At 63.3% G+C, this 14,725-nt stretch carries 14 protein-coding genes and 2 pseudogenes; 7 read left to right on the top strand and 9 right to left on the bottom strand.

Annotation, left to right across the window (positions count from 1 at the left end; all coding sequences use genetic code 11):
- Window positions 1-60 precede the first annotated feature (60 nt).
- Both WFK36_RS08280 and WFK36_RS08275 read right to left on the bottom strand, forming a co-directional pair.
- A complete protein-coding gene (locus WFK36_RS08280; RefSeq protein WP_336791285.1) occupies window positions 61-822 on the bottom strand; it encodes an SDR family NAD(P)-dependent oxidoreductase in 762 nt (253 codons plus the stop codon).
- Between the two features lie 31 nt (window positions 823-853).
- The gene (locus WFK36_RS08275) at window positions 854-2,647 is read right to left on the bottom strand and encodes an acyl-CoA dehydrogenase (protein ID WP_336791284.1); all 1,794 of its coding nucleotides are present in this window, start codon (window positions 2,645-2,647) and stop codon (window positions 854-856) included.
- Window positions 2,648-2,778: 131 nt separating this feature from the next.
- On the opposite strand from WFK36_RS08275, the gene WFK36_RS08270 reads away from it, so the two are divergent.
- Entirely contained in the window at window positions 2,779-3,384 is a 606-nt protein-coding gene (locus WFK36_RS08270; protein WP_040519377.1) for a TetR/AcrR family transcriptional regulator, read from the top strand.
- On the opposite strand, the gene WFK36_RS08265 is transcribed toward WFK36_RS08270, so the two are convergent.
- Both WFK36_RS08265 and WFK36_RS08260 read right to left on the bottom strand, forming a co-directional pair.
- Complete coding sequence (locus WFK36_RS08265) at window positions 3,381-4,058, bottom strand: type 1 glutamine amidotransferase domain-containing protein (protein WP_336791283.1); 678 nt, start codon at window positions 4,056-4,058, stop codon at window positions 3,381-3,383. The two genes, WFK36_RS08270 and WFK36_RS08265, sit on opposite strands and share 4 nt — an antisense overlap.
- Before the next feature lie 16 nt (window positions 4,059-4,074).
- Window positions 4,075-4,647, bottom strand: a complete 573-nt coding sequence (locus WFK36_RS08260) for a TetR/AcrR family transcriptional regulator (RefSeq protein ID WP_336791282.1) — start codon at window positions 4,645-4,647, stop codon at window positions 4,075-4,077.
- 60 nt (window positions 4,648-4,707) lie between these two features.
- On the opposite strand from WFK36_RS08260, the gene WFK36_RS08255 reads away from it, so the two are divergent.
- Window positions 4,708-5,979 carry an NADH:flavin oxidoreductase/NADH oxidase family protein gene (locus tag WFK36_RS08255; RefSeq protein ID WP_336791281.1) on the top strand — a complete coding sequence of 424 codons (1,272 nt, stop codon included), beginning with the start codon at window positions 4,708-4,710 and terminating at the stop codon, window positions 5,977-5,979.
- A gap of 45 nt (window positions 5,980-6,024) precedes the next feature.
- On the opposite strand, the gene WFK36_RS08250 is transcribed toward WFK36_RS08255, so the two are convergent.
- On the bottom strand, window positions 6,025-6,606 hold the full coding sequence (locus WFK36_RS08250; RefSeq protein ID WP_336791280.1) for a TetR/AcrR family transcriptional regulator: 582 nt from the start codon (window positions 6,604-6,606) through the stop codon (window positions 6,025-6,027).
- Between the two features lie 114 nt (window positions 6,607-6,720).
- On the opposite strand from WFK36_RS08250, the gene WFK36_RS08245 reads away from it, so the two are divergent.
- Entirely contained in the window at window positions 6,721-8,439 is a 1,719-nt protein-coding gene (locus tag WFK36_RS08245) for a nitroreductase family deazaflavin-dependent oxidoreductase (RefSeq protein WP_336791279.1), read from the top strand.
- Window positions 8,440-8,493: 54 nt separating this feature from the next.
- Complete coding sequence (locus WFK36_RS08240) at window positions 8,494-9,189, top strand: hypothetical protein (protein ID WP_336791278.1); 696 nt, start codon at window positions 8,494-8,496, stop codon at window positions 9,187-9,189.
- 37 nt (window positions 9,190-9,226) lie between these two features.
- Here the strand turns inward: WFK36_RS08240 and WFK36_RS08235 are convergent, their stop codons facing one another.
- From WFK36_RS08235 to WFK36_RS08225, 3 genes are all read right to left on the bottom strand, one after another.
- Window positions 9,227-9,775, bottom strand: a complete 549-nt coding sequence (locus tag WFK36_RS08235; protein WP_336791277.1) for a ferritin-like domain-containing protein — start codon at window positions 9,773-9,775, stop codon at window positions 9,227-9,229.
- 604 nt (window positions 9,776-10,379) lie between these two features.
- Window positions 10,380-11,270 carry a hypothetical protein gene (locus WFK36_RS08230; RefSeq protein WP_336791276.1) on the bottom strand — a complete coding sequence of 297 codons (891 nt, stop codon included), beginning with the start codon at window positions 11,268-11,270 and terminating at the stop codon, window positions 10,380-10,382.
- Between the two features lie 516 nt (window positions 11,271-11,786).
- The gene (locus tag WFK36_RS08225; protein ID WP_336791275.1) at window positions 11,787-12,344 is read right to left on the bottom strand and encodes a hypothetical protein; all 558 of its coding nucleotides are present in this window, start codon (window positions 12,342-12,344) and stop codon (window positions 11,787-11,789) included.
- Between the two features lie 80 nt (window positions 12,345-12,424).
- Here WFK36_RS08225 and WFK36_RS08220 point away from each other — a divergent pair.
- Window positions 12,425-13,249, top strand: a pseudogene (locus tag WFK36_RS08220) (IS3 family transposase); the annotation flags it as partial.
- A 27-nt stretch (window positions 13,250-13,276) separates the two neighbouring features.
- Window positions 13,277-13,447: pseudogene (locus WFK36_RS08215) on the top strand (IS481 family transposase); the annotation flags it as partial.
- Here WFK36_RS08215 and WFK36_RS08210 read toward each other — a convergent pair.
- On the bottom strand, window positions 13,444-13,920 hold the full coding sequence (locus WFK36_RS08210; protein ID WP_006896186.1) for a PaaI family thioesterase: 477 nt from the start codon (window positions 13,918-13,920) through the stop codon (window positions 13,444-13,446). The pseudogene WFK36_RS08215 and the gene WFK36_RS08210 sit on opposite strands and share 4 nt — an antisense overlap.
- A 114-nt stretch (window positions 13,921-14,034) precedes the next feature.
- Here WFK36_RS08210 and WFK36_RS08205 point away from each other — a divergent pair, with 114 nt between their 5' ends.
- Window positions 14,035-14,661, top strand: coding sequence for a TetR/AcrR family transcriptional regulator (locus WFK36_RS08205; protein WP_006896187.1), 627 nt, complete (start codon window positions 14,035-14,037; stop codon window positions 14,659-14,661).
- The last annotated feature ends 64 nt before the right edge of the window (window positions 14,662-14,725 follow it).

Genomic DNA, 14,725 nt, shown 5'->3' with positions numbered 1-14,725 from the left:
ACCAGTGTGACCAATCGCGACGCGCGTGACCAGACCCAGCCAGTCGCCACCACTGTCGAGCTAGGTGATGGTGACGCCGCCGTCGACGGTGATCGTCTGTCCGGTGACGTAGCCACCGGCGGGGGAGGCCAGCCAGACCATGGTCGCCGCGATCTCCGCCGGATCGCCCATGCGGCCGAGGATCACGCGGGGCAGCAGGGATTCGATGTACCCCGGGTCGTATTCATCGGTCATCTCGGTGGCGAAGAAGCCCGGCGCGATCCCGTTGACGCGGATGCCCTTTCGCGCACCCCACTGCTGCGCGAGGTCACGGGTCAAACCGATGACACCGGCCTTGCTCGCGCTGTACGCGGCTTGGGGGAGACCGGCCGTGGTGATGCCGAGAATGCTCGCGATGTTGATGACCGAGCTTCCCGGACCCATGACCCGACCACAAGCCTGAGCAGCCCAGTACGACCCGTTGAGGTTCACGTCGATCACCGAACGGAACTGTTCGGGAGTCTCGCGGGTGGCCGGGTACGCGCTTCCGACGCCGGCATTGTTCACCAGCACGTCGACCTTGCCGAACTCGGCCACCGCGGCCTCGACCATCGCGCTGCAGGCGTCGGGGTCGGAGACGTCGGTCTGCACGGCGAGCGCCTTGCGACCGGTCTTCTCGACCAGCTCTGCGGTCGCGGCCAGCTTGTCGACCCGGCGGGCGGCGAGCACAACGTCGGCCCCTGCTTCAGCAGCCGCCTGCGCAAACGCGACGCCGAGGCCGGACGACGCACCGGTGACGATGACGACGCGGTCGTCGAGGCGGAAGGAATCAAGAACACTCATCTGAACAGCTCCTCGGGAATTTCGGGTGGGGTCAGAACCACGCGGGGTTCATGTCGGTGGTGGTGGTGTCACGCGATGCGAGCAGGTCGATCCACGGGCCGGTCTGGGGCAGTTCATGAGCGAAGAAGTACCGCGTCGCCATGCGCTTGCCGTCGTAGAAGTCGCCGACCTGTCCGTCGGCCGCGAGGAACTGCTCGAGCCACAGCCACGCGACGACGCCGTGGCCGAAGGCCTCCAAGTAGACGCTCGCGTTGGCCAGGGCGGAAACTGGATCGGCGTCGGCCCACAGTGCACCGGTGACACCGACGATGCGGGTCCATGCGGCGTCCAATTGGTCCGCGTATCTGCTCGCGTCGCCGTCCGCCTCACGCCCTGCGGCGACGGTGGCCGCGATCCGCTCGGTGAGAAGGGCGAGGCCCCGGCCGCCGCGCATGATCACCTTGCGGCCGAGCAGGTCGAGCGCCTGCACACCGTGGGTTCCCTCGTGAATCGGGTTGAGTCGATTGTCCCGGTAGTGCTGTTCCACGTCGTAATCACGGGTGTACCCGTATCCGCCGTGCACCTGAATCGCCAGGTCGTTGGCTTTGAGACACCACTGCGACGGCCAACTCTTCGCGATCGGCGTCAGGACGTCGAGCAGCAGGCCGAGGTCGGCGGCCTTCTCCGGATCGGTCTCGACTGCGAGGTCGTCCACGATTCTGGAGTTGTAGAGGCCGAGGGCAAGTCCGCCTTCGACGTACGCCTTCTGCGCGAGGAGCATCCGCCGGACGTCCGGATGCTCGATGATCGCAACCGGCGGCGCCGACGGATCTTTCGCCCCGAGCGGCCGACCCTGCGTGCGGCCCGCGGCGTACTCGACCGCCTTCAGATAGCCGACGTAACCGAGGGCGGTGGCGAGGAATCCGACGCCGATGCGAGCCTCGTTCATCATGTGGAACATGTACGAGAGGCCCTTGTGCTCCTCCCCGACGAGGTAGCCCACCGCGCCCGCACGACCACCCGGCAGATGCGTGCCGTCTCCGATCGCGAGGGCTGCGTTCGTGGTGCCGCGGTTGCCCATCTTGTGGTTGAGGCCGGTCAGCGTGATGTCGTTGCGTTCGCCGATCCCGTCGCCGTCGGGGAGGAACTTCGGAACGATGAACAGCGAGATGCTCTTGACGCCGGGTTCGCCGCCAGGCGTCTTCGCGAGCACGAGGTGGACGATGTTCTCGGAGAGGTTCTGGTCGCCTCCGGAGATCCACATCTTCGATCCGGTGACGCGGTATGTGCCGTCGTCCTGCTTCTCTGCACGCGTCGCGACATCGGCGAGCGACGATCCGGCTTGCGGCTCCGACAGGCACATGGTGCCGAACCAGCGACCCTCGAGCATGGGCTTCACAAAGGTCTCGACCTGGTCGCCGGTCCCGTATTCGGCGAGCAACGCGGCGTTCGCGGTGGTCAGAAGCGCATAGGACGACGTTCCTGCGTTGGACGCCTGCAGCCAGGCCATGGATGCGCGGGCGACCGTCGTGGGCAGTTGCATGCCACCGATCGACTCATCGAAGGTTCCGGTGATCAGACCCGACTCGCCATAGGCGTCGAGGGCGGCCTTGACCGCCGGGATCGTCTCGACTGTCCCGTCCGGCAACATGTGCGGCTCGTTTGCGTCGGCGTCCCGGTTGTGGGGGATGAAGTGCTTCTCAGCGAGATCGGCGGTCAGGTCGAGAACAGCGTCGAACGTGTCCCTGGAATGTTCGGAGAATCTGCCATGCGCCGTCAACGACTCGACGTCGAGCCATTCGTACAGGAGGAAGTCCAGATCACGTCGAGACAGTGCGTGCGCCATGAGAGTTCCGATCGGAGATGTCGCGTACAGGAGACGGGAAACTATGCGTTCGTATAGTTTCTATTCATACGCATACTTCAGCACAGTTGCCCGAGTGTCAAGGACCAAGGAAGGATATCCACGTGTCGAACATGACGGAGGCCGAACTGGCCGAGCATCTCGGAACATCGAAGGCCGCAGCCCGCATCCGCACAGCGGCCGGAGACGTGTTCGCAGCACGCGGCTACGGCGTCGCAACCACACGCGAGATCGCCGCGAGCCTCGATCTGAGCCCCGGTGCCGTGTATCCGCACTACAAGACCAAGGAGTCACTGCTCTTCGCCATCGCACTCGAGGGGCATTGGCGGGTACTGCAGACGGCTACAGACGCCGACGATCCAGCATTGCCGCCGTCGGAACGTCTATCCGCAGTGACGCAAGCATTTGTCCTCTGGCACGCGCAACGCACCGCGATCTCCAGCGTCATTCAACACGAACTGCGGTCACTCGAACCCGAGCATCTCGCCGTGATCGCCGACATCAGGCGCTCGACGACAGCCCTCTTCGACTCGATACTTCAAGCCGGAGTCGACGCCGATGTGTTCCACGTCGACGACGTGTCGACGGCGACCCTCGCGATCACCTCACTCGCCATCGACGTCAGCCGCTGGTTCCCGACCAAGCGGGTCTCCGACGCCGAAGAACTGTCGCGACGCTACAGCGACATCGCGCTTCGCATCGCGGGCGCCACGCCCTAAAGAGTCTCGACGATGAGCTTGGCAGTCGCCTTCGCCGATCCCGGGTTCTGCCCGGTGACGAGGTTGCCGTCAGCGATCGCGTACGACATGAACGGAATCCGCCCCTTCTCGTACAGTGCGCCGCGAGCCTTCATCTCGTCTTCGGCGTTGTAGGGCACGAGTTTGTCGACCCGGGCCAGCTTCTCCTCCTGCCAGGCGAACCCGGTGACGCGCTTGCCGTCGACGAGGTTCGTGCCGTTCGACAGGGTGATGTCGAGCAGTCCGCAGTAGCCGTGGCACACCGAGGCGACGACCCCGCCGTTCTCGTAGATCTCTCGGCTGATCCGCTGCAGCCCTTCGCTGCCCGGGAAGTCGTACATCACCGCGTGACCGCCGGTGTAGAAGATCGCGTCGAAGTCGGCCGGATCGATCTGATCGGGACTGCGCGTGTCGTCCAACAGCGCCATTCGAGCCGGGTCACGGTGCCACGCCTTGGCGCTCTTGTCGTAGTTCGGAAACTTGAGCGACCGCGGTTCGAGCGGCGAATGACCACCGGCCGGACTGACGATCACCTGCTCAAAACCCGCTTCCTCGAACACGTCCCACGCGTGCGTGAGTTCGGACAGCCAGAGGCCGGTCGGATGTGTCGGATCGTCGTAGTGGGCGATGTTGGTGACAACGTTGAGAATGCGCATGGTGACTCCAGGTTCGTCAGTGGACGGCGAGGACTGCAGAGAATGCGGCGCGAACCCGCTCGGCGATCTCCTCGTTCGACTCGGCGGGCAGCTTCCCGTCGAGAAACAGATACGCGAGGCCGTGAGCGAGGGCCCAGCCGCCGGTCGCGAGGTTCTCTGCGTCCGAATCGGGGTAGACCGTCGCCATGCCGATTCGGAGGAGCTCTCGGATGTCTTCGGCCGCCTGCACTCGATCGGCATTACCCTCGTCGCACGCGTTGTTGAACATCAGCCGGAACAGTTCCGGTCGGCGTAGACCGAACTCGACATAGGCGACCGCGAAATCGGCGAGATCCGAGGGTTGGGTCGGCATCGAGCGGCCATTGAGCAGGTCTGCCTTCAGGTCGCGCAGCCCCTGCGCGGCGAGAGCGGATTCGAGAGCATCCCTGTCCGTGAAGTGGCGGTACGGAGCCGTCGGCGAAACGCCCGCCTCGCGAGCGATCGCGCGCAGCGAGAAGGGCTCGCCCGCCTCGAGCAGGCCCATTGCCGCCTTCAGCAGCGACGCACGCAGGTCGCCGTGATGGTACGCACTCTTGGTCGATGTTGACACCGCTAACTTCCCTCTCTAGCGTGATGTGTACACCGTCAACATACCGTAGAAGGAAGCACGATGCCAGCGACAGCCGATTCTCCCGTCTTCACACCGTTCAGGCTGCCGAGCGGCGCGCTGATCCCGAATCGCCTCGCCAAGGCCGCCATGGAGGAGAACATGGCCGTCTTTGGACAGCTTCCCGACGAGTCGCTGTTCCGCCTCTACCGCCGCTGGAGCGAGGGCGGTGCCGGACTGCTCATCACGGGCAACGTGATGGTGCACGCCGAGGCGCTCACTGGCCCGGCGGGCGTCGTCCTGAACAACGATTCGCCGATCGAGCCGTTCCGCGAGTGGGCGAGTGCCGCCAAGTCGGGCGGCTCGCAGGTGTGGATGCAGGTCAATCACCCAGGACGCCAGGTCCGCGCCGACATGCCGGGCGTAGCGTGGGGCCCGTCAGCCGTCCGAGTCGAACTGGGCAAGAACACGAAACGCTTCGCCCAGCCCGTGGCCATGACGGAAGAGCAGATCCACCAAACCGTGACTCGTTTCGCCGACACTGCTGCACGCGCCGAGGAGGCAGGCTTCGACGGAGTCGAGGTTCACGCCGCACACGGCTACTTGCTGTCACAGTTTCTCTCGCCGCTGTCGAACCGGCGCGACGACGACTGGGGTGGACCGCTGGAGAACAGGGCCCGCCTCCTTCTCGACATCGTTCGGGCGGTGCGCGCCCGCGTGTCGCCAACCTTTGCGGTCGCAGTGAAACTGAACTCGGCCGATTTCCAACGCGGCGGATTCGACGCCGACGACGCCGCCACCGTGATCGAGATGCTCGCACCGTTGGGTGTGGACGCCGTCGAGTTGTCCGGCGGCAGCTACGAAGCGCCCGCGATGACCGGTCAAGCCGGCGATGAACGGAGCCGGTCGCGCGAGGCCTACTTCCTCAGCCTCGCCGAAGAGCTCGCCGCAAGCAGCCCGCTGCCCCTCATGTTGACCGGCGGCGTCGTCCGACGGTCCGTCGCCGAGGAAGTTCTTGCCGGGGGAGTCGACATCGTCGGCATGGGCACGGCACTCGCGATGAACCCGGAGCTGCCGAATCAGTGGCGACACAACGCCGACGAGGCCGTCGCAGTGGCTCCGGTGCGAATCGCCGACAAAGCAGTGGCGTCGGCCGCGAGCATGGCGCGCGTTCGACGCCAGTTGCGACGTCTCGGAAAGGGACGATCGCCGAGGCCTGGGACCGACCCGAAGATCGCACTCGTCATCGAGACGATCCTTCAGTCGTTCGCACTTCGCCGCTATCGCGGATGGCTCGCGAAAAGTGCACGTGAGCGAGCCCTCAATCCGCTATAGAGCATCGTGAGACCGCTGACGTCCACATTTCACACAACCGACCCGTCATTGTCTTTGTGAGTCGTCGGCCGCGACGACTGAAAGATGAAGAGCGACGAGTTCGCGGAGGCGCGTGGCCACCTCAGCCAGCGGGCGAGTCGAGTGTTGCGCTTGTGAGGCGATCACTGCACCTTCGATGGCCGAGACGATGGTGATGGCCAGAGACTGAGCAGTGGCCGAGTCGATCCCATCGTCGACCATTCGATCCCGGACGAGTCCGTGCCATTGATCGAATATGTCGCCCGCGAGGTCGGCTGCGGACGGCGCGTCTGCACGGCCGAGTGCCGCGGCCACTACCGGACATCCTGCGTCGAATTCGCTGGAGGTGAGCACTTCGACCCACATGTCAGAGAACGCGGCGATGGGATCGGGGGAGTCGAGGATCGCTTCGATCGCCTGGGTGATGACGGCCCCGGACGCACGCGTCGCTTCGGTGACGAGTTCGGCCTTCCCGTCCGGAAAGTTGAGGTAGATCGATCGTCGAGCGACGCCGCTTGTCGACAGGATGTCCGACAGTGACGTGCCGGCCACTCCGTGGCAACGCATCAGCGACGCTGTCGCCTCCAGCAGGCGGTCTTTCACGCTCATCCGCTTCGTCCTCTCACTCTCGTCTTGAAATATACCAATCGGTCTCCTAGTGTGAACGAAGTAGACCGATCGATATAGCTCGTTCGGCGTTCCGACTCAGTAAGGACTCCTTCGATGACCGAACTCGACGTTTCCGCGTTCTGCACGACGCTCACGCTGCCGTCCGGGCAGACACTTGGGAACAGGCTGATGAAATCAGCGCTCAGTGAAGGGCTCGCCGCCGACAGCGGGGCACCCGACGAGCGGCTTGTTCGGCTCTACTCTCGGTGGGCCGACGGGGCATTCGGCCTGGTGGTGACCGGCAACGTCATGGTCGACCGGCGTCAGCTCGGCGAGCCGGGCAACGTCGTCATCGAAGACGACAGTCGGCTCGCCGAGTTCACCCGATGGGCCGAGGCCGCGAAACGGGGCGGCTCGCGGGTGTGGATGCAGGTGAACCATCCCGGCCGACAGGCGAACCCTCTCCTCGGCGCGTCGTACACGGTGGCACCGTCGGCGATCGGCCTCCAGATGCCCGGAATCCCCACGCCACGCGCTCTGACAGGCGATGAGATCGTCGACCTGGTCGCGCGGTTCACGACCGCCGCCACGGTCGCCGAAGCGGCAGGATTCGACGGCGTGCAGATTCACGGGGCACACGGATATCTGGTGTCGCAGTTCCTCTCGCCACTGAGCAACCAGCGCACCGACGAGTGGGGCGGCAGTGTGGAGAATCGAGCGCGGTTCCTGCTCGAGATCGTTCGCGCTATTCGCTCAGCCGTCCGTCCCGACTTCGGCGTCGGTGTGAAGTTGAACTCGGCCGATTTCCAGCGCGGCGGATTCACCGAAGACGATTCGAGAGCTGTCATCTCGCTGATCGCGAACGAACAGATCGACTTGATCGAGATCAGCGGAGGCAGTTACGAGTCACCCGCGATGATGGGGCGCCCCGTCGAATCGGATCGCACCCGAGCCCGCGAAGCATACTTCCTCGAGTACGCCGACACCGTTCGTGAACTTGCGCGCGATGTTCCGCTCGCGGTGACCGGCGGATTCCGGTCGCGACACGCGATGGCCGATGCTGTCGACGGCGGTCATTGCGACGTCGTCGGTCTCGGTCGCCCGGCGGCGATCACTCCGGATGCGGCACGGGAACTCATCGACGGCACGGCCGACGTACTGCCGTCCCGCGCCGTCACGATGCCCGTCCCGAACCGCGTGCGGAGGTCTGCGAGTCAGGTGAAGACCATCGAGGGTGCACTGGATCTTCAATGGCATGCCGACCAGCTCCGCCTGATGGGCGACGGCCACGACCCGGATCCCGATCGAGCGATGTGGCGCACGGCGATCGCAGCGGCTCGACACAACGGCCTCGACGCCTTCCGCAGTCGCCGCGGCGGAACGGCGGCGTCGGACGCCAAGGCACTGCGGAAGTTCCGGTTCGAGCGCGCTGTCGGCCGACGCCTGATGAATCCGACTGTGGCGTTTGCGCAGCGGCTCGGCTTCGGCGGACGCCTGGCGACGCACCTCGAGACCACGGGCCGCAAGAGCGGCGCGACGCGGGTGGTGCCTGTGTCCGCGGTGTTCGACGATGAGGGCGCCTGGGTTATCAGCCAGCACGGCACCCGATCGGGTTGGGCGCTCAACGTTCTCGCCAATCCGATCGTCCGGATTCGACAGGGCGACGAGTGGCGGTCCGGTACCGCCACGATCGTGCACGATGACGACGTCCGGGCACGAGCACGGACGTTCGCACCGCATCCGGCGCTGGCCGGTGTCACCGCCGCCACTTTCCAGGCGATGGAGAGCGATCCCGTCTCGGTGCGAATCGTCTTCGATCAGGACGTCGACTGACAGGCTGTGGAATTCGTGGTAGCCGAATGCCCGAATTGGGCCTAGCGTCGGGCCATGACAAATATCGGGGGAGTACAGCACACGTGGAATCCGCGTCGGATGAGTCGTATTCGCGACGAGCTCATCGGAGGCTACGAACAGATCCTGGCGACTCTGCCGGATCTTGACGGCCCGGGCGTCGGACAGATCGAGTTGATGGTGACGGCGGCACGATCGGCGTTACGCGAGTCTCCGCCGACGTGGTTGACCGACGCCGCTGTCGATGCATTCGGACGCACCTTGACCACTCCGGCAGCCGCCACGGACCTCGTCGGCGCAGGCCCGTCAGGGTTCCTGGTATTCGAGTCACCGGTCACCATGACCACCCTCGGCGACGCCGGGCCTACGGGCGTTGCGCCCCTTGATGCAGTTCTGTGGTGGTCGGCGTCGTTCGACGGCCACGACCTCCACCACGACGCTGAGCACGCGGACCTGGTGGTCGTCCACGGCCTGTCGACGTACGTCACCAACGACGCTCCGTGGCCTGCGAGCGTGTGGTCAGAGTCGACGCTCACCGACATCGGCATGTTCCCACTGCCGCTTCTCGGCGAGGTGACACCGCCGCATCCGACCGACGACGACCTCGCCCCAGCGATCGTCGTCCTTCTTGCGCTCGGCGCCGCTGTTCGCGCGGATCGTGTTCTGTTCTCCGCGGCCGGGTCGTCTGCAGTCGAACCGGCGGCACCGCGAGCTGTTGACGTCGTCCTGTAGGTCGCGGCCGTCCCTCACGGTTCGACGGCGCTCCGGCTCATTCAGCACCCGCCGAGAAGACTGACGTCGCGGTGTCGTCGAATATTCGCATCGTGTCGAGTACAAACTCTCGCCGGGTCACCCCGCATGCTCTCATCGCTCGACCGTGGTCGACCGAGACGACAACAATCATGGTCGCCGCCAGGCCGCGCCAGATGTGTTTGATCACGATCCGTGCCGGAGTCGAGGTGTCGCGGAAGCCGAGTCGCAGGCGTCGGATCTGGAACGGGACATGATGTGCCTCGTCGCTGAGAATGCGCTCGGATACGTCAACAAGGAGTTGATCGCCGCCACCTTCGGCCAGGGCACGGTAGTAGCGCAATGCAACCACCTCCGCAATCGTCAGGACCATCAACTCGAGTCGGAGCCCCAGGAGTCGCCGGAGCCGCACGAAGACAGTGTCCGACCAGTGCCAACGTTTCGTTCGCGCACCTGCGGCGCGCAGCAACAACGCCAGCATCCGCGCGTGGTTCTGTTCTTCCTCGACAAACAGTCGCACGGCGGCCTCGTAGTCGCTGTCGCCCGCGGCCACGGCGTTGGCGATCAAATGAGTACCGTCGCCGCTCTCGCCGACCTGGAATTTCTGCAGGCTTCGAATAATCTCCGCATCGAGTCGACTCCCAACCGACCACGGCGGGTCGGATCCTTCAGATCGTTGCTCAGCGCGCACGCGAAACCCATCGGACCAACTGCCGGGCTCAACCTGTGAACTCATCGATCGCACCCCGATGGCGGGTCGACCCGATCGCGACGAGATCTCGCATACACAACAGAACTGATCATTCGTTCATTGTGCAGGATTCGAGTACCCGTAAGACGAGTTCTCTGCCACTAGAACTGACATCATTCATGGGTGTGAACGCGTCCGCGAGCCGACTGATCATCTCGCACATGGCACGCCGCCAAGCCCGGCGACGGTTGTCCGATCCCGCTAATGGTGAGAGTCGATGAACCTCGTGACCAGGCAGCGGTCAAGTCATGCCGGACATTCGCTTTGCTGACCATCCACGATGGCGTGAGAGTGTAGGAGAAGAATCCGGAAAGATGCGAGATTGTCAGACGCACCCGCCTGCCGGAACTTGCAAGCGTCTTCTCGAACAGCAAGGACGACGAGCGACTAACTGGCGGCGAGTCAGCTCACGCAGCTCTGTTTACTGGCGCATAGCGACAAGCACAGGTTGCAGACTTAGCTCTGCCGCTCGCACAACGAGGCGCGTTGCGGTGGGGGTTTCCTCGGTCGGTTCGTCCCCACCTACCGGAAACTGCTCGGCGGGTAGTGAGAACAACTCATCTGGTAGAGGAGTTGACAGCGCCGTTGCTATCTTCTGGTAATCGACCTCATCCTCCGGCCCGGTCGCTTCGATCTGATTCTGCGATGCGATATCGATAGATCTCGATAGGCCCTCAAGTTGTCGGCTGAGGAAACTGTCCAGACTTTCCGGCTCAGAGTCAATGAGAGATGAAATTGTGCTTGCAACGGCTTCATTGAATCCGGCTCGAGAGGGCTGGGAGGGCTGGGAAAATGCTCGCACTGTGTACGGTCTCCCCGTGTCGTATGCAAACACATGCCTATCGCCTTCGCCGATCATTCCAAGCAGTGACGGCTTTACGAATACACTGTAGTCACAGACCGTCCCAGCGAAGACGTGTCGACGGAAAGCATTATTCGTGTAAAATGCTGGCGAAGCGTAGAAGACCTCAGTTTTACGGACCTGTTCGAGCTCGACGAGTACATTATGCTGAATACAGCCATTCGAGGTGACGTCCGATTTGACCTGAAATCGGTAGAATGGCGGAACCATGGGAGGGCTCTGACTCGCCCCTCTTGTCCATAGCAGTTGCGGGACTTTATATTGGAAATAGTACATACCCCATCGAGCTGTTACACCTAGATCGTATCCTAGGTCTGCCTCATCCCTAGGTGTCGGCAGCAGTGGCACTGAGTCGAGACCTGGCGGCCCGAGGCTCCTGAATGCTTCGGTGATTTCGTTGTTTAGATGCTGTGCATATGTAGCCTCATTGAATTCTGTTGACTTTGGCACTCGAACCTCCTTCTGCTAGTCATGTTGAGCATTTAGGCACTCGGTTAGACCACGATGCCAGCAGCGTCGCGGGAATACTTCACATTCCCCGGTGATCGGGGACGGCGGGTCACCTGCTACCGCTTGCGCAGTTGAACCCATGTGAACAACCTTGCCAGAAAGTATATGGATAATCGACATTATCCTCTTTTCGACGATTGCCGCAGGTCGACAGAGCAGAGAAGGACCCCGCGGAGGCGCCTTTTAGCGTCACAGTGACGTTTCAAACAGGGCGGAGGAAGTTCTCTCGACCCAGAGCTAGCCGCTACTGAAGTCACGGTGAGTCACGGTGGCGGCTCCATGCCGACTCTCATTTGCACGTGGATTCCGATCAAGTTTCAGACGACCATCTATTCATGGATCGGACAGGACAGTCGAGTTCTCTCATCTGTTTCTACTCGTCCTAGTGTACTGGTAACCACTCGTATCACTTTGTCTCGAGTCCAAACCAGCTGAGGCAGGCTCCGAAACCTGCCCTCAGGACGAAAGGGCAGGGACCGGTTTCGTGTAGCCGTCATCGCTGGCAGTTGGTTTGGGCGGGGCGCTGACCGATCGGCGGTGTCCCACGGCGGTGAGGATCACGCCACCGACGATCCACCCGGCGAGTACCAGCCACGATGACGTCGTGTCGGCCTGGGGGAAGTACGACAGTTCACGGACCAGCGTCGCCGATGCACCGGGTGGGAACCACTGTCCGATTTCGCCCCATGCTCCGGGGAGGAACTGTGACGGCAACGCGCTTCCCGAGATGGGGTTGGCGAACAGCATCATCACGACCGGGCCGATTGCAGTACCAGCGCGGCCGATCAGCGCAACGCAGCCGATCATCGGTGCGGCGATAGCGGCGATGGCCACGGCGAAGGCGCCGACGTTGAGTAAGTAGTTGCCCTGGATCGACCCGAACCAGAGTTGCAGGATGCTGGCGAGGACGATTCCGCCGACGATGGCGTACGTCGTCACTGCGAGGATGCGTCGCCTCGCTCCGACGATGACAGTCGAGATGAGGACGCCGCCGATGATGCCGCCGAAGAGCATCGGGAAGAACGCCGAGTTCAGCAGCGCGCCATTGGGGTCTTCGTCGGAGAACGGTGCAACGTCGGTGAGGGTACTACGCCGCCCGCGGCCGCGCCCCGTCGGCTCGAGCGGTCCGCGACGAGTATCTGAAAGAGCAGATCATGGACGTCTACGAAGACTCCGGCGGCATCTACGGCCGCCGCAAGATCCGCGCCGCCCTCGCCCGCCGAGGGATCACCGTCGCCAAGTGCACAGTCGAACGACTGTGCCGTGACCTGGGGATACGTGGCGTCGTGCGAGGTAAGTTCCCGCGTACCACGAAACCGGCACCCGAGACCGAACGCCCTGCTGATCTAGTCGACCGCGCGTTCTGCGCGACTGCGCCGAATCAGCTATGGGTTGCCGACATCACCTACGTTCGAACCGAGGTCGGTTGGGTCTACGTCGCGTTCGTGTTGGACGTGTTCTCGCGGATGATCGTCGGCTGGCAGACCTCGACCCGCATGTTCGCCGACCTGGCGATCGACGCATTGGCGATGGGCCTGTGGCTGCGTCGCCGGGCCGGCCAGGACATCACCGGCTTGATTCACCATTCCGACCGGGGCGTCCAGTACCGGGCGATCCGCTACACCCAGGCCCTTGCCGAGGCCGGCGCCGTCGCCTCGGTCGGCTCGCGCGGCGACTCGTATGACAACGCGATGGCCGAAGCCTTGAACTCACTGTACAAGCACGAGTTGATCTACCGGAAGGGCCCGTGGGCGTCGACGAACGCCGTCGAGATCGCGACTGCCGAGTGGGTCCACTGGTACAACACCACGCGCCTGCACGGCGAACTCGATCACCGGCCGCCGGCCGAGGTCGAAGACCACTACTGGCAGCAGCACGCCGCTGCTGCTGAGACAGAACCTGCACTACAGAACAAATGATCGGTCTCCAACAAACCCGGGTCTTGACAGACCCTGCAGGAGGAATGGGCCTACGCCCGTCCCTACCTCAGTGAAACCGAACGCGTCGCGGCCTTCCCCGAGTTCCTTCGCATCTACAATCACGAACGCGGCCACACCGCACTCCGAGGCAACTCACCCGCCGACCGCGTACCCAACCTGTCGGGTCAGTACAGCTAGTCGGCCTGAAAGAATCTGGTGATGAGGTCTGCTGTGGCGCCCCAGTCTCCGTGACGAAGAAAATGACTCAAGTCGACCTTTACGAAGACCGCTTCTGCGGCGAAATAGGTTGTGTCGCCGACAGTACCGTTGGCTTCGATGAAGAGCGCGCGGTCGGTTTCGTCGACGAGGGAGGCGGTGATGTGCACGGGGGTGTGCAGTGGGACCGGGCGTCGATACTCCACGGTGAGGGTTCGGGTGACTGCGGGTGTCTCGGCGATCCACAGGGTGAAACCCATGATGTCATCGCATGCCGCTGAGATGGCTCCGCCGTGGGCGAGTCCCGGGGCTCCTGAGTGGCGCTCGTCGAATTGCAGGTCGGCGTAGACGTGGTCGCCGTGCAGGTGTACCTCGAGGTGCAGGCCATTGGGGTTGTCTTCGCCGCATCCCATGCACCATGGTGCGTGTGCTGGTAGTGGTTTGTCGCCCCTCATAAGTGACCTTTCTGAGCCTTCAATCGGTACCGCCACTGGCAGTTTCGCTCTGTTACCGACGGTATTGTTGTGCAGTCAGGGGTTCGTGATTTTGGCTATATAGGGAGTGGCCAGGTGGAAACCATCGATTCCGACGATGTTGACCCGAGGCGGGTTCGGTCGCGTCAGCGTTTGTTGGATGCTGCGGTGACCTTGCTGAACAGTGGCGGGGTCGAAGCCGTTACCGTGGAGGCGGTCACTCGACTGTCTCGTGTTGCTCGCACCACCTTGTATCGTCACTTCGAGAGCTCCACAGATCTGGTGGCGGCTGCCTTCGAGCGATTGTTGCCTCAGGCCGAGACCCCCGAGACGACGACGTCGATCCGTGATGACCTGCTGAAGCTGATGCAGCGGCAGGCTGAGCTTATTGAGCAGGCACCGCTGCAGTTGACGACGCTGGCATGGTTGGCAATGCTTCCCGAGCAGCCCCGGCAATCCGGGCAATCCGACGGGGATCAGAACGCGCTCGCGCCACTGCGTCGTCGAGTCGTCGAGCAGTATCGAGAACCATTCGATCGAGTTTTGACGAGTGACGTGGCCACGGCGGAGCTCGGCGACCTCGATTTGACCATGGCAGTCACTCAACTGGCGGGCCCCCTTGTCTTTGCCAAGCTCACGGGCATTCGGTCGATGACCGTTGGCGATCTCGAACAGCTTGTCGACGATTTCCTCATGGCCCACCGGCGACACCAAACCTCCTGACCTCCTCCCCCATCTATGGTACTGCTAGTACCGTAACGATACCGTCGGTTTCGTAGACGGGCTG

Origin of the sequence: Gordonia malaquae (assembly GCF_037148075.1) — a bacterium.
Taxonomy (GTDB): domain Bacteria; phylum Actinomycetota; class Actinomycetes; order Mycobacteriales; family Mycobacteriaceae; genus Gordonia; species Gordonia malaquae.
This window is presented reverse-complemented; position numbering and strand designations above follow the sequence as displayed.

Bases quoted from the DNA above. Each gene is read 5' to 3' on its own strand.
- WFK36_RS08280 (WP_336791285.1), bottom strand. From the start codon at position 822: ATGAGTGTTCTTGATTCCTTCCGCCTCGACGACCGCGTCGTCATCGTC.
- WFK36_RS08275 (WP_336791284.1), bottom strand. From the start codon at position 2,647: ATGGCGCACGCACTGTCTCGACGTGATCTGGACTTCCTCCTGTACGAA.
- WFK36_RS08270 (WP_040519377.1), top strand. From the start codon at position 2,779: ATGACGGAGGCCGAACTGGCCGAGCATCTCGGAACATCGAAGGCCGCA.
- WFK36_RS08265 (WP_336791283.1), bottom strand. From the start codon at position 4,058: ATGCGCATTCTCAACGTTGTCACCAACATCGCCCACTACGACGATCCG.
- WFK36_RS08255 (WP_336791281.1), top strand. From the start codon at position 4,708: ATGCCAGCGACAGCCGATTCTCCCGTCTTCACACCGTTCAGGCTGCCG.
- WFK36_RS08250 (WP_336791280.1), bottom strand. From the start codon at position 6,606: ATGAGCGTGAAAGACCGCCTGCTGGAGGCGACAGCGTCGCTGATGCGT.
- WFK36_RS08245 (WP_336791279.1), top strand. From the start codon at position 6,721: ATGACCGAACTCGACGTTTCCGCGTTCTGCACGACGCTCACGCTGCCG.
- WFK36_RS08240 (WP_336791278.1), top strand. From the start codon at position 8,494: ATGACAAATATCGGGGGAGTACAGCACACGTGGAATCCGCGTCGGATG.
- WFK36_RS08225 (WP_336791275.1), bottom strand. From the start codon at position 12,344: ATGCTCTTCGGCGGCATCATCGGCGGCGTCCTCATCTCGACTGTCATC.
- WFK36_RS08210 (WP_006896186.1), bottom strand. From the start codon at position 13,920: ATGAGGGGCGACAAACCACTACCAGCACACGCACCATGGTGCATGGGA.